At 67.4% G+C, this 23,102-nt stretch carries 20 protein-coding genes; 14 read left to right on the top strand and 6 right to left on the bottom strand.

Annotation, left to right across the window (positions count from 1 at the left end; translation table 11 throughout):
* Positions 1-23 precede the first annotated feature (23 nt).
* The 7 genes from AC56LR_RS17925 (at position 24) to AC56LR_RS17895 (ending at position 7,335) form a co-directional block, all read left to right on the top strand.
* Positions 24-587, top strand: a complete 564-nt coding sequence (locus AC56LR_RS17925; RefSeq protein WP_497132275.1) for a hypothetical protein — start codon at positions 24-26, stop codon at positions 585-587.
* 156 nt (positions 588-743) lie between these two features.
* Positions 744-1,433 (top strand): hypothetical protein, encoded by a 690-nt coding sequence (locus AC56LR_RS17920; protein ID WP_497132273.1) that lies wholly within the window; start codon positions 744-746, stop codon positions 1,431-1,433.
* A gap of 10 nt (positions 1,434-1,443) precedes the next feature.
* Positions 1,444-2,286, top strand: a complete 843-nt coding sequence (locus tag AC56LR_RS17915; protein WP_497132271.1) for a hypothetical protein — start codon at positions 1,444-1,446, stop codon at positions 2,284-2,286.
* Positions 2,287-2,681: 395 nt separating this feature from the next.
* The gene (locus tag AC56LR_RS17910; RefSeq protein ID WP_497132270.1) at positions 2,682-3,788 is read left to right on the top strand and encodes an exo-alpha-sialidase; all 1,107 of its coding nucleotides are present in this window, start codon (positions 2,682-2,684) and stop codon (positions 3,786-3,788) included.
* Complete coding sequence (locus tag AC56LR_RS17905) at positions 3,788-4,477, top strand: hypothetical protein (RefSeq protein ID WP_497132269.1); 690 nt, start codon at positions 3,788-3,790, stop codon at positions 4,475-4,477. Before AC56LR_RS17910 ends, AC56LR_RS17905 begins: the two co-directional genes overlap by 1 nt.
* Before the next feature lie 28 nt (positions 4,478-4,505).
* Positions 4,506-5,318: a hypothetical protein gene (locus AC56LR_RS17900; protein WP_497132267.1), complete on the top strand. Its 813-nt coding sequence runs from the start codon at positions 4,506-4,508 to the stop codon at positions 5,316-5,318.
* 25 nt (positions 5,319-5,343) lie between these two features.
* A complete protein-coding gene (locus tag AC56LR_RS17895) occupies positions 5,344-7,335 on the top strand; it encodes an LTA synthase family protein (RefSeq protein ID WP_497132265.1) in 1,992 nt (663 codons plus the stop codon).
* 112 nt (positions 7,336-7,447) lie between these two features.
* On the opposite strand, the gene AC56LR_RS17890 is transcribed toward AC56LR_RS17895, so the two are convergent.
* A complete protein-coding gene (locus AC56LR_RS17890; protein WP_497132263.1) occupies positions 7,448-9,946 on the bottom strand; it encodes a TonB-dependent receptor plug domain-containing protein in 2,499 nt (832 codons plus the stop codon).
* 205 nt (positions 9,947-10,151) lie between these two features.
* Here AC56LR_RS17890 and AC56LR_RS17885 point away from each other — a divergent pair, with 205 nt between their 5' ends.
* Together AC56LR_RS17885 and zwf are read left to right on the top strand one after the other, a co-directional pair.
* On the top strand, positions 10,152-11,048 hold the full coding sequence (locus AC56LR_RS17885; RefSeq protein ID WP_497132261.1) for an alpha/beta fold hydrolase: 897 nt from the start codon (positions 10,152-10,154) through the stop codon (positions 11,046-11,048).
* Positions 11,049-11,368: 320 nt separating this feature from the next.
* Positions 11,369-12,835, top strand: coding sequence for a glucose-6-phosphate dehydrogenase (zwf, locus tag AC56LR_RS17880; protein ID WP_497132259.1), 1,467 nt, complete (start codon positions 11,369-11,371; stop codon positions 12,833-12,835).
* An 11-nt stretch (positions 12,836-12,846) separates the two neighbouring features.
* On the opposite strand, the gene AC56LR_RS17875 is transcribed toward zwf, so the two are convergent.
* Positions 12,847-13,257, bottom strand: coding sequence for a DUF2784 domain-containing protein (locus tag AC56LR_RS17875; protein WP_497132257.1), 411 nt, complete (start codon positions 13,255-13,257; stop codon positions 12,847-12,849).
* A 120-nt stretch (positions 13,258-13,377) separates the two neighbouring features.
* Between AC56LR_RS17875 and AC56LR_RS17870 the strand changes: the two genes are divergently transcribed.
* The gene (locus tag AC56LR_RS17870) at positions 13,378-14,079 is read left to right on the top strand and encodes a hypothetical protein (RefSeq protein ID WP_497132255.1); all 702 of its coding nucleotides are present in this window, start codon (positions 13,378-13,380) and stop codon (positions 14,077-14,079) included.
* A gap of 10 nt (positions 14,080-14,089) precedes the next feature.
* Here AC56LR_RS17870 and AC56LR_RS17865 read toward each other — a convergent pair whose 3' ends face one another.
* Positions 14,090-15,439 (bottom strand): MBL fold metallo-hydrolase, encoded by a 1,350-nt coding sequence (locus AC56LR_RS17865; RefSeq protein ID WP_497132254.1) that lies wholly within the window; start codon positions 15,437-15,439, stop codon positions 14,090-14,092.
* Between the two features lie 129 nt (positions 15,440-15,568).
* On the opposite strand from AC56LR_RS17865, the gene AC56LR_RS17860 reads away from it, so the two are divergent.
* Together AC56LR_RS17860 and AC56LR_RS17855 are read left to right on the top strand one after the other, a co-directional pair.
* Complete coding sequence (locus AC56LR_RS17860) at positions 15,569-16,255, top strand: trimeric intracellular cation channel family protein (protein ID WP_497132252.1); 687 nt, start codon at positions 15,569-15,571, stop codon at positions 16,253-16,255.
* Between the two features lie 170 nt (positions 16,256-16,425).
* On the top strand, positions 16,426-18,489 hold the full coding sequence (locus AC56LR_RS17855) for an NAD(P)-binding protein (protein ID WP_497132251.1): 2,064 nt from the start codon (positions 16,426-16,428) through the stop codon (positions 18,487-18,489).
* Here AC56LR_RS17855 and AC56LR_RS17850 read toward each other — a convergent pair.
* Entirely contained in the window at positions 18,486-19,091 is a 606-nt protein-coding gene (locus AC56LR_RS17850; protein ID WP_497132249.1) for a hypothetical protein, read from the bottom strand. The genes AC56LR_RS17855 and AC56LR_RS17850 overlap by 4 nt on opposite strands.
* A gap of 132 nt (positions 19,092-19,223) precedes the next feature.
* Between AC56LR_RS17850 and AC56LR_RS17845 the strand changes: the two genes are divergently transcribed.
* The gene (locus tag AC56LR_RS17845) at positions 19,224-19,415 is read left to right on the top strand and encodes a hypothetical protein (RefSeq protein WP_497132247.1); all 192 of its coding nucleotides are present in this window, start codon (positions 19,224-19,226) and stop codon (positions 19,413-19,415) included.
* Positions 19,416-19,436: 21 nt separating this feature from the next.
* On the opposite strand, the gene AC56LR_RS17840 is transcribed toward AC56LR_RS17845, so the two are convergent.
* Entirely contained in the window at positions 19,437-21,053 is a 1,617-nt protein-coding gene (locus AC56LR_RS17840; RefSeq protein ID WP_497132245.1) for a phytoene desaturase family protein, read from the bottom strand.
* Positions 21,054-21,143: 90 nt separating this feature from the next.
* Positions 21,144-22,460, bottom strand: coding sequence for an MFS transporter (locus AC56LR_RS17835; protein ID WP_497132243.1), 1,317 nt, complete (start codon positions 22,458-22,460; stop codon positions 21,144-21,146).
* Positions 22,461-22,640: 180 nt separating this feature from the next.
* Between AC56LR_RS17835 and AC56LR_RS17830 the strand changes: the two genes are divergently transcribed.
* The gene (locus tag AC56LR_RS17830; RefSeq protein WP_497132241.1) at positions 22,641-23,084 is read left to right on the top strand and encodes an FKBP-type peptidyl-prolyl cis-trans isomerase; all 444 of its coding nucleotides are present in this window, start codon (positions 22,641-22,643) and stop codon (positions 23,082-23,084) included.
* Positions 23,085-23,102: the final 18 nt, after the last annotated feature.

Genomic DNA, 23,102 nt, shown 5'->3' with positions numbered 1-23,102 from the left:
CCCAACCGCGAAGGAAACACGCCATGTTCTCCCGCACCGACCTGCATTCCCGCTTCGCCCTCGCCGCCTGCGCCCTGGCGGCCGAACTGGTTCACCTGGGCTGGGAATATACACACGGCGGGGTCGTGTCGCACCGCCTGTTGAACCAGCCGGACATGCCGGCGATCTCCAACTGGTGGGGACTGCTGGTGGTGCCGCTGCTGGTCTGGTTCCTGGTGGGCCGTATCCAGCGCCGTGGCGCCACGCTGGTGCAGGCCGGCAGCCGCGAACGTTTCCGCACGCTGGCGCAGGGCCGCTTCGCCGTCGCCCTGCTGTGGGGCGCGGCGCTCGCGCTGGCGTTTGCCCGGCACCACCCGTCCGTGGGCGCTTTGTTCTTCGGCGCCTTCGCGGCCGGCCTCGTGTGCCACGTCTATCGCTCGGAATACGTGCTCGGTTTCGCCCTGGGCCTGACCTTTTGCTTCGGCGCGGTGCTGCCGGTGCTGATCGCATCCGTCATCGCCGGCTGCTCCTTCCTGGTGCACCTGATGATCGGCGCGGCGCTGCGGCTGGGCCGCGGCAACCGGGCCCGCGGCGCCGGCTTGCCCTGAATCCGAAGCCGCGCTCCGTCGCGGCGGCAGGCAAGCCTTACGTCCCACGCATAATCGTGTATTAACGGGATTATTATCTCGACAAGGGTTGAAGCGCTGCCTACAATCCCCGAGGCTTTTCATAACAAAATTCACGTCCAATCGGGGAGAACCAGAATGACCAAACGCATGTTCGCCGCAACGATGGCCTCGTTGCTGCTCCTGACCGGCTGCGCGGCGCCGCCGCAACTGCCGGTCAGCCTGTCGAAGACCGCGCTGCAAAGCCAGGGCAACCGCATCGGGGTAGCGATGTCGGCGCCGGCCAGGGCCGATACCAACTTCCCGGGTGCAGCCTGCCTGTTGTGCCTGGCCGCGGCCTCGGTCGCGAATTCCTCGCTCACCGCGCATACCCAGACCCTGCCGCTCGACGACCTGCTGCGCCTGAAGGCCGACGTGGCCGAGACCTTGCGCAAGAAGGGCCAGGTCGTGACGGTGATCGACCAGCCGGTCAAGCTGGGCGACCTGCCGAAGCTCGACGCCGCCCCGAACAAGTCGCGCATCGATTTTTCCTCCTTGCGCAGCAAATACAGCATCGACAAGCTGCTGGTCATCGACATCGACGAACTGGGCATGACGCGCAGCTATGCGAGCTATATCCCGACCGGCGACCCGCAGGGCGTCGTGAACGGCGCCGGCTACCTGGTCAACCTGAGCGACAATTCGCTGGAATGGTATCTGCCGCTGCGCCAGGTAAAAAGCGCTGCCGGCAAATGGGACGAAGCCCCAAGCTTCCCCGGCCTGACCAATGCCTATTTCCAGGCGGTCGAAGGCACGCGCGACGCCGTGCTGCAGCCGCTGGCCGAATAAGGGCCGCGCGATGAAGGCGCCGCCTGTCCTCTCCAGCATTGCCTGCGCCGCCTTGATGCTGGCAGCGCAGGCCAGTGCATGCGCCGCGCCATGGGCGGTGCGTACGCCGCCTTCGGAGCAGGTCGTGTTCAAGGGCGTGGCCAGCATGGACGATGTGGGCAAGCCGGGGGCCATGCTCTACCCTGCCCCCGGTGCGGCCGGCCTGATTGCGGCCATCGTGACCCACGCAGTGATCGCCAGCTCGGTGCGCGACCACGAAAAGAGCGAGATCGAAAAGGCTGCGGACAAGGTCCTCGCGCCCTTCGAGTCCAGCCTCGCGACCTTCACCCAGCGCGACCTGCTGCTGGGCGCCGCGCCCCTCTCGCGCCATGGCGAGCCGCGCTGGCTGGCGGGCAGCGAGAAGGCCGAGGACTGGGTCGTGGCCAGCAAACCCGTCTTCTCGATGACCCAGGACCGCGCCGCCCTGATCCTGGAGAACGACGTCACCCTCACGCCCCCATCGGGCAAGCCGGTGTACGCCAACCGGGTGCGGGTCGTCTCGGCGGTGCAGCTGCGCGACGACCTTGCGGCTTACTGGGCCGAGGACGAAGCGAAGGCGCTGAAGACCGAAAGCATCCGTCTGCTGGCCGCCTCGGTCGATATCGCCCTGGACGATGCCGGCTCCCCGCGCGCAGCCGACGCCAGAGCCCAACGCACCGTGCGCTATCCGGAAGGCGGCAAGCAGGTGTTCGAACGCGCCGAAGTGATCAAGGAAGAATGCGACCGCCTGCTGCTGCGCAACCTGCGCGGCTGGCTGGTGTCGGTGCCCCGCGGCGGGTCCCCGGCATCCGGCTGCGCCATCGCTGCTCAATAAGCTGGCCGGCGCTGTGCCCACGCCCCGCCCCTATCGGGCCGGGGCGTTTTTTTTTTGCGCCCGCCGCGCGCCCTGAGCTTGCGGCGCCACTCCCATTTCCGTACCGTAAAACGACCGTTCAATAAACCGAAAATGGTACGGGCGCCTTGACATTGCACAACTCTGGTGTAATTTCAGGGCCTTTCCTGTAGGATAATGCCTTTGCTTGGTGACAGCCCAGCTCCTTCTGAAGAGCCAGTGGAAGCCCTTTCCACCTGCCGGCGCCGCCTGCCCTGCTGTCTTTATATTAGAAACAGAATGATGGAACCGGCCAGGTCCGGATTCCGTCCTTGGAGCTTATGGAGCGTTACCTGCAATCGCACGGTGCAGCCCTCAGCCGCACCGCATGCGCGTGCATGGCTGTTGTATTGATCGTGGCCGCCGCCGAAGGCCTGCGCTGGACGCGCGGTGCACGCGCGGCTGCTGCGCCGTCGCCGGCCCTGGCCACCGTGACGGGCCGCGCCGTCCTCTCCGAACTGTCCCGCTCGCTGGTGCCGATGCCGCGCGATACGCCCTCGGCCCATGCCAGCGCGCTGGCCACGCTGCCGGGCGACCGCATGGTGACCTTCTGGTGGGCCGGCAGCCGCGAGAGCGGGCCGGACGTCAAGGTCTATGCCTCGAAATGGGGTGGCGGCAGCTGGAGCGCGCCGTGGGAAGTGGCCAGCCGGGAAACGCTCGGCCACGCGCTCGGTTTCGGCGTGCGCCGGGTCGGCAATCCGGTCGCCTGGACCAGCCGCGACGGCAGGATCCATCTCTATGTGGTCGCCACCGGCCTGGGCGGATGGGCGGCCTCGCGCGTGGTCCACATGGTCTCCTCCACCCAGGGCGCCTCGTTCGAGGTGCGGCGCGTGTTGCCGATGTCGCCCCTGTTCAATACCAGCGTGCTGGTGCGCGGCTCGGCCGTCGGCCTGGCCGATGGCGGCTGGTGGCTGCCGGTGTATTTCGAGCTGGGGATCAAGTACCCGATGCTGATGTCCTTCGATGCCGAGGGCGAGCCGACCGGCCTGGGACGCATCGGCGCGCGCACCACCACGCTGCAGCCGACCATCGTGCCGGTGTCCGGCGGCGAAGTACGGGCCTGGATGCGCGACGCCAGCGACGAGCGCCGGGTGCAGCACGCCCTGAGCCGCGACGGCGGCGCCAGCTGGCAGGACATGCCGCCCCTCGAGCTGCACAACGAAGACACCTCGGTGGCGACCCTGCGCCTGGCCAACGGCGAATTCCTGATGCTGCACAACGACCAGGTCGCCGGCGGCTCGTCGCGCAGCACATTGCGCCTGTCGCTGTCGAAAGACGGCCACGCCTGGCGCAAGGTGGCCGACGTGGCCAGCGGCCGCGCCGGCGACGAGTTTTCCTATCCGACCATGCAACTGGTCGGCAACGAGCTGCACCTGACGTACACCCACCAGCGCCGGGCGATCGCCCATCACCGCTACCGGATCAGTATTGGAGAGACGATCTGATGGTCCTGCCTGAACTCGCATCGCAATTCGTGTACGCCCGCCTGGCCTGGGCGCTGGTGCTCGCCTGCCTGGTTGCCGGCGCCTGGCCGCCGGCCTGGCGTCCATCGCGCCGCGCGCTCGCGGCGATCGTCGGTGCATGCGGCATCCTGATGGCGCTGCCAGGGGAAGCCTCGCCCGCCTGGCATTTGGGACTGGCCTTCCAGTACCCCAGCGGCCTGCTGGTGGGGCTATGCGTCGTCAGGCTGCATGCGCGCTGGACGGATCGCCCCGCCGCCGCCCTGATGCCGCTGCCTGGCGCCTGCATCCTGGCGCTGGTCGGCACCCTGCTCTACCTCGACGCCGCCGGCCTGCTCTCGCGCGGCTATTACTACGCCGGCTTCGGCCCCGAGGCCGCTCCGGCCCTCGCGCTGCTGCTGGCCGGCGCCTGCGCCCTGGCCGTGGTGCGCGGCCGCGGGCGTGCGCAAGCCTGCGCCGTCCTCGGCGCCGTGCTGCTGTTTTCGCTGGCGCGCCTGCCGACCGGGAATCTGTGGGACGCCCTGCTCGATCCGCTGCTGTGGATCTGGGCCATGGCCTCGGTCGGCGCCGCCTCGCTCAAGACCCTGCGCCGGATCGGCGCCCCGCGGGGCCTGAGTTCCGCGGGCGCCGGCCGGCGCCCGGCAACCGCCGTCGCCGCGCAGGGCGGGCACTGAACCGTTTTTACCAATGAAGGAGTAGTTTGTGGCAAACAGGAAGTGGCTTACTCATCCGGCAATCGCCACCGGGATCGCGATCAACGTGTTCGTGCTGGCGCTGGCCGTCCTCTGGTCCGGCGACACGAAAGCGCTATGGCGCCTGCTGGGCGAAGACGGCATCGTCGAATGGATGCAGTTCCTCTGCTTTAGCGTCATCGCCGGCCTGCTCGGCTTTGCCTTCATGGAGCGGCTCAGGCAAGCGAAGCGCTCGACGCTCGAACTGCTGGCCCTTGGCGGCCTGTCCGCCCTGTGCGCACTCGCCGCGCTCGAAGAAATCAGCTGGTTCCAGCGCATCCTCGACGTGCAGTCGTCCGAATTTTTCGTGGCGAACAACCGCCAGGGCGAGACCAACCTGCACAACCTGGCGGTGGGCAGCGGCAGCCTGCACAAGAACGTGCTGCTCAAGCTGATCTTCATCGCCGGCATCACCCATAACCTGCTGCTGCCGCTGGCCGCGCGCTTCAAGCCGGGCATACAGCGCTGGGTCGAATCGCTCGGCCTGTACCTGCCGCCGCTGTCGGCCTCGATCGTCTACCTGGTGCTGGTGGCGCTGTCGCACCTGCTGATCGAGCATCCGCGCAAGGGCGAGCTGGGCGAGATGTTCGGCGCGGTGCACTACCTGGCCACCGTCTTCGGCGCCTATTTCGCTGGCGTGGCCTACACCCGGACTCCGATCTTCGAGAACGCGCGCGATACGCGCCGCATGTCGGTCCTGTTCGCGATGTCGATGATCTTCTTGCTGCTGGTGAGCTGGCTGCTGAGCGCCGGCGCCGGCGTTGGCGCCGCTGCCGGCGCATGACCCCTTGATTACCTGAGAAGACCGCATGAACCCGACTGCTTCCGGCGCCGTTGGCGCTGCACCCGCCTCCTTGCTCGCACGCCTGACACGGCGCGCCGGGCCTTACGCCAGCCTGGTCCAGATGACCATCCTCGGATTGCTGCTGCTGTCGCTGTCGCGCGCCGCGCTGGTGGCCTGGCAGTGGCCGCGGGTCGAGGCCACGGGCGTGGCCGGCGCGGTCTTTGTCCAGGGCATACGCGCCGACCTCATCTTGCTGGGGTACTGGCTGGTGCTGCCGCTGGTGCTGGCGCCGCTCTTTGCCCTACCGCGCTTCGCCCGCTTCTGGCGCCGCTTCACGGTGGCATGGGCCGCGCTCGCCCTGGTGGTCATCGTCTTCCTCGAGGTGGCCTCGCCCCAGTTCATCATGCAGTATGACGTGCGGCCCAACCGCCTGTTCGTCGAATACCTCAGCCGGCCGCAGGAAGTGCTGGCCACGCTGTGGCATGGCTTCCGCATCGTGCTGCTGGCCGGCCTGGCGGCCACGATCGCGCTGGGCGTGGCAATCTACCGCCTGCTGGCGGCGGGTTCGCGGGGGACGTCGAGCTGGCCTGCCAGGAAGCTCCTCTTGAGCTGGCCATTTCTGGTGCTGCTGGTGGCCATGCAGGTGCGCTCGACGACCGCGCACCGCCCGGCCAATCCCGCGCTGTTCGCGATTACCCAGGACGCGCTGGTCAACTCGCTCGTGATCAATTCGCCATGGTCGGTGCTCGATGCGGTCGCGTCGCTGCGCAAGGAAGCGCGTTCTTCCGAAATCTATGGGAAGTTCCCGCGCGAGCAGACGTTCGCCGAGGTGAAAGCCGCGCCCTGGCTTGCCGGCTACCAGTTCACCGAGCCCGGGCTGCCGACGCTGCACCAGCAGCAGGCGGCGATTACCCGCACACGCCCGCTGAACCTGGTGATCGTGCTGGAAGAAAGCCTGGGCGCGACCTTCGTGGAGTCGCTCGGCGGCCTGCCGGTGACGCCGGAACTGGAAAAGCTCAAGCACGAAGGCTGGTGGTTCGAGCAGCTGTACGCCACCGGCACCCGTTCGGTGCGCGGCATCGAGGCCGTGGTGGCGGGTTACGCGCCGACGCCGGCGCGCAGCGTGGTCAAGCTCTCGCTGGCGCAGCGGAACTTCTATACGCTGGCGGAGGGTTTGGGGCGCCAGGGCTACCACACCGAATTCGTCTATGGCGGCGAAGCGCACTTCGACAACATGCGCAGCTTCTTCACCGGGAACGGCTTCCAGAACATCGTCGACCGCGACCAGATGCAGCCGAAGTTCGAGGGCAGCTGGGGCGCGTCCGACGAAGACCTGTTCGACAAATCGCTCGAGCGCCTCAAGCACCTGCATGCCCAGGGCAAGCCTTTCTTCAGCCTGATCTTTTCCTCGTCCAACCACGAGCCTTTCCAGTTCCCCGACGGGAAAATCGCGCTGCACGACCCTGCCAAGCAGACCGTCAACAATGCGGTGAAGTATGCGGACTACGCGCTCGGCAAGTTCATTCGCGAAGCCAAGCGGCAGGACTACTGGAAGGACACGGTTTTCCTGATCGTGGCCGACCACGACAACCGCGTGTACGGCAACAGCCTGGTGCCGATCAAGAAGTTCCACATTCCCGGCCTGATCCTGGGCGCGGACATCCAGCCGGAGCGCATCAAGACCATCGCCAGCCAGATCGACCTGGCCCCGACCTTGCTATCGCTGCTGGGCGTCTCGAGCGAGCACCCGATGATCGGGCGCGACCTGGCGCGCGAGCGCACTGCGCCCGGCCGCGCGCTGATCCAGTTCGAGAATTATTTCGCCTGGCTCGACGACAGCGGCGCCACCGTCCTGCGTCCGGGCCAGCCGCCGCTGCGCGGCAGCTACGATGCGGCGAGCGGACAATTCGGCGTGCTGCCCGGCGCGCCCGATGGCGCGCACGTAAAAAAAGCGATGGCCCATGTGATGGCGCCATCGCTGATGTACCGCGAGCAGCTCTACCGCCTTGCCAGGTAGGGTGGGCGGATCTTCCGCCCGCGCGTTCAAACCACGGTCGCCTACCCGGAAATGCAGATAGGCCCACGTGCGTTGAACGCGCGGTCGGCGAAGCCGACCACCCTACGAAAGCTTAGAAGCCGTAGTTCGCCCGCATGTAGATGTAGCGTCCCGAACGGCCGAACGGCGCGTAGTTGGCGAACGGCGTATTACCCGTGGTGTTCAGCGCCGGCGGCTGGGTTTCCGGATACTGGTCGAACACGTTGTCCGCGCCGATGGCCAGGCTCAGTTTCGGCGTGACCGCGAAGCGCCCTTCCAGGTCGACCACGGTCCTGGCGCCCATCCAGAAGTCCAGCGCCGCGGTGGTGCCAGGCGAGAGCACCTTGCCGTAGCGGGTGGCGCGGAAGGTCGCGCCCCACTGGCCCAGTTTCCAATTGATGCTGGTGCTGATCTTGCTCGAGGGCTGGCCTTTTTCCAGCGACAGCACGTTCAGGCGGTCGAACAGCACCGGCGCCGGCGCCGGCAGCGAGGACAGCTGCGCCGTCACCGGGGTCTTGGTGACCTTGGTGTCGGTGAAGTTGCCGGCCACCGTGAAATCGAGCTTGCCCGCGCCACCCAGCGACATCGGCCAGCTCACCACCACGTCCACGCCCTTGGTCGTGGTATCCACGCCATTGATGAAGAAGCGCCCGCCGCCCACGCCGATGAAGCCTTGCGAGGCGATGTAGTTGCGAACGTTCGCCTGGGTCAGGTTCTCGGACAGGATGATGCGGTCTTCGATGTCGATGCGGTAGGCGTCGACCGTGATGGAAAACGGATCGAAGCGCATCACCGCGCCGAGCGAGGCGTTCACCGATTTTTCCGCTTCGAGCGGCTTGGCGCCGAGGGCCACGGCCACCGGATCGCTCGGCTTGAAGGTGGTGATCTCGAACGGGACGCCGTTGATGAAGTTGGTCGAGGTGGCGGTGAAGTTCTGCTGCTGCGGCGACGGTGCGCGGAAGCCGTTCTGCACGGCGCCGCGCAGGGCGAAGGCTTTGCTGAAGTCATAGCGCGCCGAGAACTTGCCGGCCAGGCTGTTGCCGAAATCGGAATAGCGCTCGCCGCGCACGGCGACCGATGCCAGCAGCTCCGGCGTCACGTTCGCTTCCAGGTCGACGAAGGCGCCGATGGCGTTGCGGTGGGCGTCGACTTCGTTCGCCGGACGGAAGCCCGGGAACACCTGGGCGCCCGGTGCGGCCGGGGTGCCATTCGGGAGCACCACGCCGCCGTAGCGGTAGGAGTCCGGTTCGCCCGCGAACAGCTGGTAGCCTTCGCGGCGCGCTTCCATCCCGACCGCCACGTTCAGCGGCGAGGTGAAGGCCCCCACCGGCACGCTGCGCACGCCGGTCAGGTTGGCCACCAGCTGGTCGTAGGAATAGCCGCCCGCATAGAACTCGGTCTTGCTGGTCGGGCCGATCGACCGGTTCAGCGTGTTCTGGATGTCATACGTCATCTTGTTCTTGCCGTAGCCAAGCGAGGCATCCATGTCCCAGTCGCCCAGGGTCCAGGTGAGCCCGCCGGTGGCCGAGTAGTCGGTCACGGTCGGCGCGATGATCGGCAGGAAGCCGTCCGGATAGATCGACAGGATGTTGCGCGCGTCCTGGGCTGGACGGAAGAAGCCGCCCGAACGGGCCTGGCGGTCCTGGTAGCTCGCCCAGCCATAGGCCTTGACGCCGCCGCCCAGGTTCATGCCGGCGTTGGCGAACAGGGTCGCCTGTTGCATCTCCGGATCGCCGTACCACGCGTTGAAGCGGTTGATGCTGTTCTCGCGCGGGTCGAACGCGCCGTTCACCAGCGGGTATTGCTGGCGCATGTCGTAGCCGCTGCGCTCCGTGCGCTTCTGGTCGCGGTATTCGGCGGCGATGGTGACATAGCCGTCTTCGCCCAGGGCCAGGCCTTTCCACAGGCTGACCGTGGCGGTCTCGCCGTCGCTGCGCTTGCGCGACTGCGGCGCGGTCCAGGTGCCGCCGGCCGGCGGCGCGCTGTTCCGCAGGTCGTATTCGGTTTCGCGCTGGCCATAGGTGACGGCCGCTTCGCCGCCGCTGCGGTTGGTGCGCAGGCGCAGGTTGACCACGCCGGAGATCGCGTCCGAGCCGTATTGGGCGGCGGCGCCGTCGCGCAGCACCTCGACGCTTTGCACGATGGCGGTCGGGATGGTGTTCATGTCCACCGCCGCCGAACCGCGGCCGATCGAGCCGTTGACGTTGACCAGCGAGGAAGCATGGCGGCGCTTGGAGTTCACCAGCACCAGGGTCTGGTCCGGCGCCATGCCGCGCAGGGTCGCGGGACGGATGGTGTCGGTGCCGTCGGTAATGGCCGGCTTCGGGAAATTCAGCGACGGCAGCGCCATCGACAGCGCCTGGTTCATTTCGGTGCTGCCGACGTTCTTGAGGGTGTCGGCCGAGATGATGTCGACCGGGGCCGCGGTGTCGAGCGCCGTGCGGTTGGCCACGCGGGTGCCGGTGACCACCACGGTGGCGGCGGGAGTGGCGGCGGGGTCGGTCGCCATGGCGTCCTGCGCGTGGGAGACGCCGGAGAACAGCGAAGCAATGGCAAGGGCAAGGACCGTCTTTTGCGTTACGTGTTTCTGCATCTTGGATTTCCTCTTGTTGTTGAAGCGCGCCGGACTGGGGTAGAACGCAACGGGCGCCATCTGATACTGCTGGGCAAGGGCAAAGATGTCAATTCGCAAAAGTTCTCATGGGTATATTTACAACAATCCGCGAACGTCAGGCCCATGTAAGGCTTCGTCGGCGCGGCCTGCTACACTTTTCGCTTCACGACTACGCCGACCAGCCATGATCGATTCCCTCTTCCCCGGCTTCCAATCCTTCCGGGTCACGACCGATAACGACGTGACCATCGCCGGCGCTATCGGCGGCGCCGGCCCGCCGCTCCTGCTGCTGCACGGGCACCCGCAGACCCACGCGATCTGGCACAAGGTGGCGCCGATGCTGGCCGGGCAGTTCACCGTGGTCGCCTGCGACCTGCGCGGCTATGGCGATTCGTCGAAGCCCGCGGGCAGCCCGGACCACGCAAATTACAGCAAGCGCGCCATGGCCGCCGACATGCTGGCCGTGATGCGCTTCCACGGCTTCGCGCATTTCAGGGTGATGGCGCACGACCGCGGCGCGCGGGTGGCGCACCGGCTGATGGCTGACCATCCCGATGCGGTCGAACGCGCGGTGCTGCTCGACATCGCGCCCACGCTGGCCATGTACGAGCAAACCACCGACGCGTTCGCGCGCGCCTACTGGCACTGGTTCTTCCTGATCCAGCCGGCGCCCTTGCCGGAGCGGCTGATCGAGGCCGATCCCGACGCCTATATCCGCGACGTGATGGGCCGGCGCAGCGCGGGCCTGGCGCCATTCGATCCACGTGCGCTGGACGAATACCGCCGCTGCCTGGCCCTGCCCGGCACCGCGCACGGCATCTGCGAGGATTACCGCGCCAGCGCGGGCATCGACCTGGAACACGACCGGCTCGATCGCGAGGCGGGCCTGCGGCTCGCGTTACCGCTGCTGGTGCTGTGGGGCGAACAGGGCGTGGTGCAACGCTGCTTCGACCCGCTGCTCGAGTGGCGCAAACTGGCCGGCCAGGCCGAAGGCGAGGCGCTGCCTTGCGGGCACTACATCCCGGAAGAAGCGCCAGGTGCGCTTCTGGCGCGCGCGCTGCCCTTCCTGCTGGGCGTGTGAGAAACCGGGGATTTTCTCTCTGCATCGCGGAAGGCAAGGTTCAGACCGTCGTGATTCCTTACGGCTTCAAGGGCATGGCCGCTATCCGCAGCAAATAAGCCGGAAGCGGGGCGCCTGGATGCAAACAAGATTTGCACAAACTGCCCCCCGTGCACATGAAATTTGCACAAATGGCAAGATAAGCGAATGTCCTTCCAGACCGGCACGCCTCCTGCGCAATCGCTCCCGATCTGATACCGTAGCAGGGGCGCCGGCGTCGGACGCGGCAAAGCCCCTTGCCGGCGGTGAAGCTACCTCTTCAACTTATTTTGGCTACTGAAATGACCCCTTCGACAGACACTGATACCGGTCTTCCCCTCGACATGATCATCTTCGGCGGCATGGGCGACCTGGCGATGAGGAAGCTGCTTCCTGCGCTCTACATGGCCCACATGCACGGCAACCTGCCGGCCTCGACCCGCATCATCTCGACCGGACGCCAGGACTTCGACCGCGCCGCCTACCTGGCCCAGGTCGAGGAGCAGTCGCGCTCCTTCATCGCCGGCGCCAATTTCAACGACAAGACCTGGGACAGTTTCCTGCAGCTGCTCGAATACGTCCGCCTCGACGTGCAGGCCGCGCCCGATTTCAGCGCCCTGGCCCAGGCGGCGCATCCGGGCGCCCAGCGCGTGTTTTACCTGGCTACCGCGCCGGCCCTGTTCACGACCATCTGCGACAAGCTGGCCGAGGCCGGCCTGGTCGACGGCAACGCCCGCGTGGTACTGGAAAAACCCCTCGGGCGCGACCTCGAATCGGCGGTGGAGATCAACGAAGCGGTCGGCAAGCATTTCGCCGAATCGCAGATCTACCGCATCGACCATTACCTGGGCAAGGAAACGGTGCAGAACCTGATGGTGCTGCGCTTCGGCAATTCGATCCTGGAACCGCTGTGGCGCGCGCCGAACATCTCGAGCGTGCAGATCACGGTGGCCGAGGAAGTGGGCGTGGGCAGCCGCGCCGGCTTCTACGATAGCACCGGCGCCATGCGCGACATGGTGCAGAACCACTTGCTGCAACTGCTGTGCATCGTCGCCATGGAACCGCCGACCTCGCTCTCACCGGACGCCGTGCGCGACGAAAAACTGAAAGTGCTGCGCTCGCTGCGCCGCTTCGGCCTGGCCGATATCGCGCGTGACACGGTGCGCGGGCAATATGGCCACGGCGTGAGCGGCAACCAGGAAGTGGCCGGCTACCACGAAGAGCGCAATGTTCCAGCGGACAGCAAGACCGAGACTTTTGTTGCCGTGCGCGCCCACGTCGATACCTGGCGCTGGTCGAAGGTGCCCTTCTACCTGCGCACCGGAAAGCGCATGCAGCGCCGCTCTTCGAAGATCGTGATCGAGTTCGCCAATCCGCCCTTCCCGCTGTTCCCGGACATGCCGGGCGGCGTCGCCAACCGCCTCGTCATCGAGCTGCAGCCGGAAGAAGCGATCAAGCTGCAGATCATGGCCAAGCAGCCCGGCAGCGGCATGCAGATGCAGCAGGTGGCCCTGAACCTCGACCTGCAGTCGGCCTTCCAGCAGCGCCGCGCCGAAGCCTACGAGCGCCTCCTGATCGACGTCGTGCGCGGGCGCCTGACCCATTTCATGCGCCGCGACGAGCTGGAAGCGGCATGGGCCTGGGCCGATCCGATCATCGAAGGCTGGAACACGCTGGGCGAGAAGCCGCATGCCTATCCGGCCGGCTCCTGGGGCCCGGCCGAGTCCTTCGCCCTGCTGGCGCGCGACGGCTTTGCCTGGGTCGAATAAGCCTTCGCCGTTTACTCCCGAAGCCCTCGTCCGCGAGGGTTTTTTGATTTCAGCGCGGGACGCGCCGGCCGCTGGCGGAAAATCCACAGGTAGAGCGCCGCGTTAATGAACAGCACCCCGGCCGCCAGCCCGAACTGCAGGCCGCGCGTGAGCTCGCCCGGATAGATCAGCGGCAGCAAATAGTGTTCGACGAAGCCGCCGCTGTAGCCGGCCACGCCGGCGCGCGCCCGCAGCCACAACTCCGCATGGGTCAGCGGGCAGATCCCGCCGATCACCTCGATCCCGACGCCCCAGGCGGCCGCCACCAGGTGCACCGGGAGCAGCCGGCGCCGGCGCGCCACCAGCAGCGCCCCGAACACGACGAACAGGATGAAGCCCAGGTGCAGGAGCAGTACGGCATCCGCCAGCAAACGATAGGCCACGATGGTCGCTCCCTCCGGTAATACGTCAGATCCCAGTGTAGCGCGACGCAAGCGCCGCGGCGCCAACTCCCGGTAGAATGTTGGCCTGTTTCCTTCGTTCGCCCCTCACCAGAAAGCGCGATGAGCCCTACCGACCTTCCCTTCCGTGCCACGACACTCGAGGCCTGCACCTGGCTGGCCGAACAAACCGGCTCGGCCTGGACCCTGGCGCGCCTGCTCGAGCACGAGATCACGCCCCATGTCTGGCTCGACTATGACGCCGCCCATCCGGAACTGTTCGGCGAGGCCAACGGCGGCTACCTGGCGCCGATCTTCTTCGCCGACGATATCGCCCGCCTTGCCGCCGGCAGCATGGACGTCCTGATCACGACGACCAAGGACGCCTACAAGATCGTCGCGCGCCTGCCCGCGCCCGGCTTCACGCGCCGGCTCGACGAGCTGCGTTTCCAGAAGAAGGACCTGGAGCGGTTGGCGGGCAAGCTCAAACATGCGGCCCAGCCGGCGCCGCCGGCCGCGAAGGAATCGCAACTCGGCATCGGCAAGGCGGAGGTGCTGGAAGCTTTTGGCGCCATCGTCCGGCTCGATCTTGGCAAGGCGCTGGACGAGGCGATCGGGATCTTCGGCGACGACGGCGCCCGCGTCAAAGCCAGCGCAAAGAAGTCGAAGCGCAACGCGGTGTGGAACCCGGTCACCCTGGCGCTTGGCTTGCACGACGTCTACCGCGTCCCGCTCGGGCCTTTGAGGCGCGCCTTCAAGACCCACCACTTCCTGCTCGACTGGGACGCCAACTGGGAACGTTCGCTCCAGCTGCTCGGCAAGTGAGTTTGTACGCTCAGCGGGCCAGCAGGCGCCGCAACTGGGCCGCCTGGTAGGCGCCGAAGGTCGCGCTGAACAGGCAGCGGATCAGCGGATCGTCGACCACGTCGGCTTCGGCCAGTTCCGCCTCGGTGTCGGGATCGAACAGGGCGTCGTTGATGCGCAGGTACATCGAGGTCAGCGACTCGCCGTTCTCCAGTGCCGCGTACAGCTTGGCGGCCGGGAGCTCGGTGGTCCAGCCCAGCGGACCGGCGTCCTCGCCGGCGAGGACGGCGCCCTGCGCGTCCAGCCGGTAGCGAAAACGCGTCACCTCGCCCGCGCTGCCATACAAGGACAGCTGCCAGATCCGCGGCGCGTCGAAATAGTCCGACGATGCCTCGACATCGCCGTATTTTTCCGGGATGCCCTCGCGGCAGTACTCCAGCACGCGCGCGTGCCCGGCTTCGCTCAGGGCCGGGAAATGACGCGCGATCTCCGCGGTTGGCGGCGGGGCGGCATGGCCTTCATACACGTAGTCGACATCCTGCTCGCCCACCGGCAGCACCCAGGGCAAGGGCGCGGCCGGCTGCAGCGAGGTGGCGTCCAGGCGAACCGAGACCGAAGGATTCAGGCGCACCACCCGGGCGTTCGGCAAGGCGGCGCCGACCTCGCGCGCGAACTGCGCATAGCTGATCGGGAAGAAAGCGCGGTTGTACCAGGACCACGGCTCCTGCAGGAACTGGCAGGAGCTGGGCACGATGTAGCGCGGCGCGAGCGCCCCCAGCTGCCGGATCCATTCCTCGGGCAGCGTGGGCGGCGCGGCTGCGGCGCGCGAAGGCGCCAGCACCTCGATCTCGCGCATGGCTTGGTACGGCCAGAGCACCATGTCCCACGGCCCTTCCCGCACCAGTTTTGCCAGCGTATCCTCGTCGATCCAGGAATCGACCACGTTGAGCACATTCATCCCGGCCGCCATCACCTGGAACATCGAGTCCACGTCGGCATCCATGGCTTCGCGCGGGACCACCTCGAAGGGCCCGACGTGCTCCGGCACGTTCAGGGTCAGCGAGTTCACATTGGTAAAGCCGAGCAGGCGCACCATCTCGAACAGCTCGTCGAAGATGCAGTAGATGAACAGCGGCGTGCTGCGGTCGAGCAGGTCGAGGCTCTCGAGCGAGCAGTGGTCGTCGTGGAAATGCGAGATGAACACGGCGTCGAAGCGCTCGGCGCGGATGGCGTCGCGGTCGAAGCGCACGTCCGGAAAGGCGTAGCAGTTGTGGCTGAAGGGGTTCTCGAAGATGGTATCGAAGGCGATGCGCACGCCTTCGCATTCGAACACGTAACCCGCATGCAGGATTCTCGAAATCACCAGTCCTTCACTCGCCATGATCGCCTCCGTTTCAAGCGTGCATTCTACAACGCCGGGGCGCGGCGCCGACATGGCCTGGCGTTGTGCGCTACCATGTCGGGTTGGCCTGGCGCCCCGGCCGCCATCTTTCATCCATAGGTAACAAACGTGTTCGCTGTCCTTTCCCTCGACATGGGGGCCGCCATGAAGACCCTCGTGCTCACGCTCGACCTGGTCGGCACCTTCGTCTTCGCCCTCAGCGGCGCCATGGCCGCCTCGCGCCGCCGGCTCGACATCTTCGGCGTGCTGGTGCTCTCGTTCGTCGCGGCGACCTCGGGCGGCATCGTGCGCGACCTCCTGATCGGCGCCACGCCGCCCGCCGCCATCAGCGACTGGCGCTACCTGGTGATCTCGACCCTGGCGGGCCCGGTGATCTTCTTCTGGTATCCGGTGATCGGGCGGCTGCGTAACCCGGTGCTGATCTTCGACGGCGCCGGCCTGGCGCTGTTCTGCGTCGCCGGCGCCCAGAAGGCGCTGGTGTTCGGGCTGGAGCCCGTGATGGCGGCGCTGCTCGGCATGTTGACCGGGATCGGCGGGGGCGTGGCCCGCGATGTGCTGCTGTCGAACGTGCCGGCCGTATTCCGCTCCGATATCTATGCGGTGGCAGCCCTGGCCGGCGCCTCGGTGGTGGTGGTCGGCGACGCGCTGCAGCTGCCCACCACCGCGACCGCCTGCGCCGGCGCCGCCCTGTGCTTTGGTCTGCGCCTGGCCGCCATCCGCTATGGCTGGCATTTGCCGACAGCGCGCGCACCGGAGAGCGAAGCCGAAACCGACCGCATCGACCAGGGGCGCTGAGTTCCAAGGGCAGCATCTGCGCTTGTTGGCGGCAAACCGTCCAGCTGCACTGGCGCATTGACGGTCAAGGACCTCGGCCCAAGGACGACGGCATGTTTGATCTCGGTGAACACGGCCGCAATACTCCCCACCTAGACTGGACCGGTTGCCAACCGCCAAAGGGGATCACGATGGCCAGGCTGCAGAAAATCGCCATACTCGGCGGCGGCGCCGGTTCGCTGGCCGCCGCCCATTACCTGACATCACAGCCCGGCTGGGGCGAGCGCTACGAGATCACCGTCTACCAGCAAGGCTGGCGCCTCGGCGGCAAGGGCGCCAGCGGGCGCAACGCGCAGCTGGGCCAGCGCATCGAGGAACACGGCCTGCACATCTGGTTCGGCTTCTATGCCAATGCCTTCGCGATGATCCGCGAGGTCTACACGGAACTGGCTCGGCCTGCCGGCACGCCGCTGGCAAGCTGGGACCAGGCCTTCCGCCCCCACGATTACCTGGCGCTGGCCGAAGCGGTCGGCGACGAGTGGCGCCCCTGGCACCTGGTGCTGCCGCGCAGGCCGGGCGAGCCCGGCGCCGGCAGCGATCCGGTGACGCCCTGGCAGATGACGCTGGAAGCCTTGCAGTGGCTGCGGCGCTGGCAGAGCGAGCTGCGGGCCGGCTTCGCGCCCGACGCCGGCTTCGACGCCCTGCTGGCCCAGGCACAGGCGCTGCCGCAAGACGCGCAGCTTCATACCGACGCCGATCGCGCGCGCCTGCTGCAGGCGCTGCAGCGCATCGAAGGCGCGGTGCGGGAGTCGGCGCCCGCCAAGCTGGCCGACGACGACAAAACGCGGCGCACGCTCATCGGCATCCATATCGGCATCACGCTCCTGCGCGGCATGCTGGCCGACGGCGTATTCACCCGCGGCTTCGACGCCATCAACCACCATGACCTGCGCGCCTGGCTGCTGCGCCACGGGGGCGACCCCGAGCTGTGCGTGAACTCCGCGCCGGTCGCGTCGATGTATTCCCAATTGTTCGCATTCGTGGATGGCGACCCGGCCCGTCCCGACATCGAGGCCGGCACCGCGCTGCGCTGGATGATGCGCATGTCGTTTGCCTACCGCGGCAGCGTGTTCTACCGGATGCAGGCCGGGATGGGCGACGCCGTGTTCGCGCCGATGTACGAGGTGCTGCGCCGGCGCGGCGTGCGCTTCGAGTTCTTCCATCGGGTGGAAGAGATCCTGCCCCAGGATGGCGCGATCGGCGCGGTGCGCCTGTCGCGGCAGGTGGCGCTCAGCTCCAGCGACTACCAGCCGCTGGTGACGGTGAAAGGCCTGCCCTGCTGGCCGAGCGCGCCGGACTACGGCCAGATCGACCCGGCGCAAGCGGCCCTGCTGCGCGAGCATGCGGTCGACCTGGAATCGTACTGGAGCGACTGGCCCGAGCGCTACCGCCAGGCCTTCGGCGCCGGGCTGGCGCAGCGCACCCTGCTGCGCGGGGTCGATTTCGACCAGGTCGTGCTCGGCCTGTCGGTGGCCTCCCTGCCCCTGGTGGCGCCGGCCGTGCTGGCCGCCAGCCCGCCGCTGCAGGCCACGGCCGCCGCCCTGCGCACCGTGGTCACCCAGGCCTGCCAGGTCTGGCTAACCCACGAGACCCGCGACCTGGGCTGGACCTTTGCACCGAATGGCGACGAGCCCATCGTCACCAATTTCAGCCTGCCCTACGACACCTGGGCCGCCATGAGCCAGGTGCTGCCGGGCGAAGACTGGCCGTCCGCCAGTGCGCCGCGCAGCGTCCAGTACTTCTGCGGCGCGATGGCCTTGGGCGCGATGCCGCCGCAGGGCGATACCGGCTATCCGGCGCGGGCCGCGGCGCAAGCCAGGGCAAACGCGCTGGAACTGCTGCGCGAGCGGATAGGCGCGCTGTGGAGCGCGGCCGGCGCCGGCTTTCCCTGGCACTGGCTGGTCGATCCGCTGGACGCCGAGGGCATGGGGCGCTTCGACCGCCAGTACTGGCGCGCGAATGTCGACCCGTCCGAGCGCTACGTGCTGTCGGTGACCGGCAGCAGCGCGCACCGGCTCGTTACCACCGGATCCGGCCTGTCCAACCTGTTCCTGGCCGGCGACTGGCTGCGCACGGGCCTCGATTCGGGCTGCGTCGAGGCGGCCGTCATGGGCGGCATGCAGGCCTCGCGCGCGATCAGCGGCCATCCGGCGGCGATTCCGGGCGACAGCGATTTTCCGCAGCGCGCGCGCTAGCGGGCCTGGTCGCCGAACTCGGCCTTCGCGGCCAGCACGCGGTTCAGGGAGGCTTCCGGATCGAGGCCGGCCATCATCAGGTTGATGATCTCTTGCTTGTCTTGCGCCGTGATTTTCTCGCAGGCGGCGCGGTGCGAGCAGTAATAGGCATACCAGGACACGTCCGCCGGACGTTCCTTGCGCGGCTTGAGCCGGGCCGGGACGGCGGCCCGCGCCGCGCCCGCATATGAGTCCAGCTGCGCGTCCGCAACCGACCAGTCGAAGCCTGCCGCCGCGCGCTTGTCCGCTTCCCAGTCGCCCTGGTAGCCGGGCCCGGGTCGCATGGTCGACTTGTTCACCGCGAGGCAGGCCAGGTTGGGATAGCCATTGGCCTGGCAGAATGCCTCGACGAACAGCAGCTTCATGCCGATGCCGACCGGCACCGCGCGGTCGAGCACCGCATCCTTCGGGTGTAGCTGGCGCGCCGCCGCCAGCAGGTCGCCATAGGTGATCGGCATGCCGCGCAGGGATCGTGCGCAGTGCACGAGCGCTTCATAAACCCGTGCGCCGACTTCGATGTCGTTGTGCGTGAACTGGTGCTTTGCCTCGGTGCTGCCTGCCATCCCCACTCCCTGCCATTGGCGACAACGCTGCAGGTGCAAGCCTTGTCGAACGATTTACGAACCACGCCCGGCGGACGTGAAATGCCACCGCGGCCATGATGATCAAAGAGCGCGATTTTACATCAGCGCTTGATGCCGATCGAACAGGTCAACACGACGCTCATCATGTACGCCGAACTGAACCGCGCATCCATCACGACCCTGTTCGAGAACCACGTCCGGCGACTGTTCCAGCCGGAGGTGGCCGACGAGCTCCTGGTGGTGGCGCGGCGCATCGCCGCCAGCCTGCAGTACGGCTATTTTGGCCGCGCCGAAGCAATCTGACCCGCGGACGGGTAGACCGGACTAAGCCGCCGCCCGCGGCTTGTGTCCATTCGCGAAATCGCGCAAGACCTCGCGCGCCGCATTATGCCCCGGCGCACCGGTGACGCCGCCCCCCGGATGGGTACCCGACCCACAGGTATACAGCCCCGCCACCGGCCCGCGGTAATCCGCATGCCCCAGCATCGGCCGGGCCGCGAACAGCTGGTCCAGCCCCAGCGCGCCATGGAAGATGTCGCCCCCGATCAGGCCGAAGGTGCGCTCCAGGTCCAGCGGGCTCATGATCTGCCGGCCGAGCACCGACTGCCTGAAGTTGGGGGCGTAGCGGGTGACGGTGTCGATCATCAGGTCGGCGACCTCGTCGCGGTGGGCGTCCCAGCTGGCCCCGCCGGGCAACTGGGGCGCCACGTGCTGGCAGAACAGGCTGGCCACGTGCTGGCCGGGCGGCGCCAGGGTCGCATCGAGCGTGGAGGGAATCACCACTTCGACGATCGGTTCGCGCGACCAGCCCAGGCTGCGGGCATCGTGATAGGCGCGCTCCATGTACTGCAGGCTGGGTGCGATGATGATGCCGCTGCCGTGGTGCTCGGCCTGCTCCCTGCCGGGCAGGCAGGAAAAGCTGGGCAGCTCGGACAGCGCCACGTTCATGCGGAAGGTCCCGGAGCCGCAGCGCCAGGCCTGCATGCGCCGCAGGAAATCGATCGGGAGCGCAGCCGGGTCGACCAGCCTGGTATAAAGCAGGCGCGGATTCAGGTTCGACACGACCACGCGCGCATCGAGCCGCTCGCCTTTGGTCGTGACCACCCCGGTGGCGCGGCCCTTCTCCAGCAAGACTTCCTCGACCCCGCACCCGGTGCGGATCTCCACCCCGCGCGCCCGGGCCGCCTTCGCCATGGCCTGGGTGATCGCGCCCATGCCGCCGATGGCGTGGCCCCAGGCGCCCTTCTTGCCGTTCACCTCGCCGAACACGTGATGCAGCAGCACATAGGCCGATCCGGGCGTATAGGGGCTGGCGTAGTTGCCGACCACGCTGTCGAAGCCGTACACCGCCTTGATCGGGTCGCTCTCGAACCAGCCATCGAGGTAGTCGCCGGCGGACTTGGTGAAGAGGTCGAGCAGCTCGCGCTGGGTGGACAGCGACAGCTTGCGCATCCGGTTGCCGAGCTTGCCGGCCTTGATCAGCTCCGGCAGCGCCGCGAGCCAGCTGCCGTTCACCAGGTTCGGCGGCGTCTGCAGCACCAGGTCGCGCAACAGGTCCGCTGCCGTGTCCAGGTGCGCCTGGTAGGCGTCCAGCCGGCCGGCGTCGCGTTGCGAGAAGCGGGCCACCTCGCGCGCGGTTTTGCCGGCGCCGATCTTCAGGTAATGCTGGTCGTCGAGCGGGAGGAAATTCGAGAGCGGGCGCTCGACGATGCGCAGGCCGTGAGCCGCCAGGCCCATGTCCTGGATCACCTTGGGATTGAGCAGCGAGACGGTATACGCCGCCACCGAGTTGCGAAAGCCCGGATGGAATTCCTCGGTGACCGCGGCGCCGCCGACCACGTCGCGCTGCTCCAGCACCGTGACCTTCAAGCCGGCTCCCGCCAGGTAAAAGGCGCATACCAGGCCGTTATGGCCGCCACCTACGATAATCGCATCGCGCATCGGCTTCCTCCAGAGTAGACACAGCCATTGTGTGCCAGGCTGAAGAAAAAAGCACCTGCCAAGTTGGCGAGGTTTGGCCTGGCCGCGGATTCACTCCAGGGCGCGGTTGCGCGACTCCACGTCCACGCACAGGATCGCGACGGCGGCGAGCGCCAGGCAGCCGGCCAGCATGCCCAGGGCCAGCGTGAACCGGGTGGCCATCACCGGCGCGATGATGGTCGGCGCCAGCAGGCCGCCGAAGCGCGCTACGGCTCCCGCCAGCCCCATGCCGCTGGCCCGCAGGTCGGTCGGATAGACTTCGGGGGTGAAGGCATACAGCGCGCCCCAGGTGCCCAGCAGCGCAAAGCTCATCAGGAGGGTCGATCCCACCACCACGGCGGTCGCGCTGCCGAAACTGTAGAACAGGCAGCCGGCCGCGCTGAGCAGCAGGAAACCGACCAGGGTCGGCTTGCGTCCCCAGCGCTCCACGCCATAGGCCGCCAGCGCGAAGCCGGGCAGCTGGACCAGGGCCAGCACGATCAGGAATTCCTGGCCGCGCAGGAAGCCGAAGCCTTCCGCGCTCAACTTTACCGGCAGGTAGACGAACACGCCGTAATAGGCAATCGAGATCAGCGCCCAGGCCGCCAGCAGGGCCAGGCTGCGGCGGCGCAGCGTGCGTGAAAACAGCGCGGACATGGCCTGCTTCGCGGGGGGATCCGGGATCAATGCCGGAATCGATACCGTGCTTCCATTGGCGTCGGCGACACGCTGCAGCACCGCGCGCGCCTCTTCCTGCTTGCCGCTGCGATTGAGGTACATGGGCGACTCGGGCACGTACAGGCGCAGCACGACGCCGACCAGGGCTGGCAGGCCGGTGACGAAAAAGATGACGCGCCAGGCATCGATACCCGATCCGGCGGCGAGCAGGGCCAGGATCGCCAGCAGGATGGTGCCCACCGCCCAGAAGGATTCGAGCAGCACCAGCCAGCGCCCGCGCCGGTCGCTGGGCAGGAATTCCGCCATCATCGTGTAGTCCACCGGAAGGGTGCCGCCCACGCCGATCCCGGTCGCGAAGCGCAGCGCCAGCAGCCAGGTGAAATCCTGGGCGAAGGCCGAGGCGACCCCGCAGCAGGCATCGAGCACCACGGCCGCCAGCAAGACCGGCCGGCGCCCGATCCGGTCCGCCAGGCGGCCGAAGACAAAGGCGCCGGCCAGCATGCCGATGAAGAAGAAGGTGCCGCTCTGGAGCGCCTGCGGCATTGCGAGGCCGAAGGTCCTGGCAATCGACGGCGCAGTGAAACCGATCGACAGCACCTGCATGGCGTCGGCCATCCAGACCAGGCCGAAGATCATGAACAGGCGGTACTGGAACTTGCCGACGCCGGCGGCCTGGATGCCCTGCTCTACTGTGACCGGTGATGTCGACAACGTGTTTTCCCCTTGGCACCTATGTTCTGCAAGCTAGTGTGCAGGAAGCGTAGGCCGAGAACAGTGCAATGGGAAATAGAACCTCGACGAAAGTCGGCCGTCCACGCAGTGTTGGCAGGGGACCGGCCACAATGTATCCTGTGGCAACATCCTGCAGCCCCACTAAAAAGAAAGAATCACATGAAACAATTGCTTTCCACTTGCGTCCTCGGCTTGAGCCTCACGCTGGCCATGGCCGGTTGCGACCGCGCCAAGGCGCCGCAGCAGGCCGCAACCGCCCCGGCGGCGGCATTCCAGAAAATCGATACCGTCACCGGCACCGGCAAGGAAGCGGTCGCGGGCGCCACGGCCGTCGTCAACTATACCGGCTGGCTCTACGACCCGAGCGCCGCGTCGAAGCACGGCGCCCAGTTCGATTCCTCGATCGGGCGCGAGCCTTTCAGCTTCGAACTCGGCGCAGGCCGGGTCATCAAGGGGTGGGACGATGGCGTGCAGGGCATGAAGGTCGGCGGCAAGCGCACCCTGATCGTGCCGGCCGAGATGGGGTACGGCGACGGCGGCGCGGGCCCGATTCCGCCGGGCGCGACCCTGATCTTCGACGTCGAGCTGCTCGACGTTCGCTGACCAGGGCGGCTGCGCGGC

The organism is Telluria sp. ZT3P39 (assembly GCF_059685935.1).
The sequence above is the reverse complement of the archived record's forward strand: the minus strand, read 5'-3'. Positions and strand labels throughout refer to the sequence as shown.

Excerpts from the sequence above, each read along its gene's own strand:
- AC56LR_RS17870 (WP_497132255.1), top strand. The coding sequence starts at position 13,378 with ATGAGCCCTACCGACCTTCCCTTCCGTGCCACGACACTCGAGGCCTGC.
- AC56LR_RS17850 (WP_497132249.1), bottom strand. The coding sequence starts at position 19,091 with ATGGCAGGCAGCACCGAGGCAAAGCACCAGTTCACGCACAACGACATC.
- AC56LR_RS17905 (WP_497132269.1), top strand. The coding sequence starts at position 3,788 with ATGGTCCTGCCTGAACTCGCATCGCAATTCGTGTACGCCCGCCTGGCC.
- AC56LR_RS17830 (WP_497132241.1), top strand. The coding sequence starts at position 22,641 with ATGAAACAATTGCTTTCCACTTGCGTCCTCGGCTTGAGCCTCACGCTG.
- AC56LR_RS17920 (WP_497132273.1), top strand. The coding sequence starts at position 744 with ATGACCAAACGCATGTTCGCCGCAACGATGGCCTCGTTGCTGCTCCTG.
- zwf (WP_497132259.1), top strand. The coding sequence starts at position 11,369 with ATGACCCCTTCGACAGACACTGATACCGGTCTTCCCCTCGACATGATC.
- AC56LR_RS17915 (WP_497132271.1), top strand. The coding sequence starts at position 1,444 with ATGAAGGCGCCGCCTGTCCTCTCCAGCATTGCCTGCGCCGCCTTGATG.
- AC56LR_RS17890 (WP_497132263.1), bottom strand. The coding sequence starts at position 9,946 with ATGCAGAAACACGTAACGCAAAAGACGGTCCTTGCCCTTGCCATTGCT.
- AC56LR_RS17845 (WP_497132247.1), top strand. The coding sequence starts at position 19,224 with ATGCCGATCGAACAGGTCAACACGACGCTCATCATGTACGCCGAACTG.
- AC56LR_RS17855 (WP_497132251.1), top strand. The coding sequence starts at position 16,426 with ATGGCCAGGCTGCAGAAAATCGCCATACTCGGCGGCGGCGCCGGTTCG.
- AC56LR_RS17885 (WP_497132261.1), top strand. The coding sequence starts at position 10,152 with ATGATCGATTCCCTCTTCCCCGGCTTCCAATCCTTCCGGGTCACGACC.
- AC56LR_RS17865 (WP_497132254.1), bottom strand. The coding sequence starts at position 15,439 with ATGGCGAGTGAAGGACTGGTGATTTCGAGAATCCTGCATGCGGGTTAC.
- AC56LR_RS17910 (WP_497132270.1), top strand. The coding sequence starts at position 2,682 with ATGGCTGTTGTATTGATCGTGGCCGCCGCCGAAGGCCTGCGCTGGACG.
- AC56LR_RS17895 (WP_497132265.1), top strand. The coding sequence starts at position 5,344 with ATGAACCCGACTGCTTCCGGCGCCGTTGGCGCTGCACCCGCCTCCTTG.
- AC56LR_RS17925 (WP_497132275.1), top strand. The coding sequence starts at position 24 with ATGTTCTCCCGCACCGACCTGCATTCCCGCTTCGCCCTCGCCGCCTGC.
- AC56LR_RS17840 (WP_497132245.1), bottom strand. The coding sequence starts at position 21,053 with ATGCGCGATGCGATTATCGTAGGTGGCGGCCATAACGGCCTGGTATGC.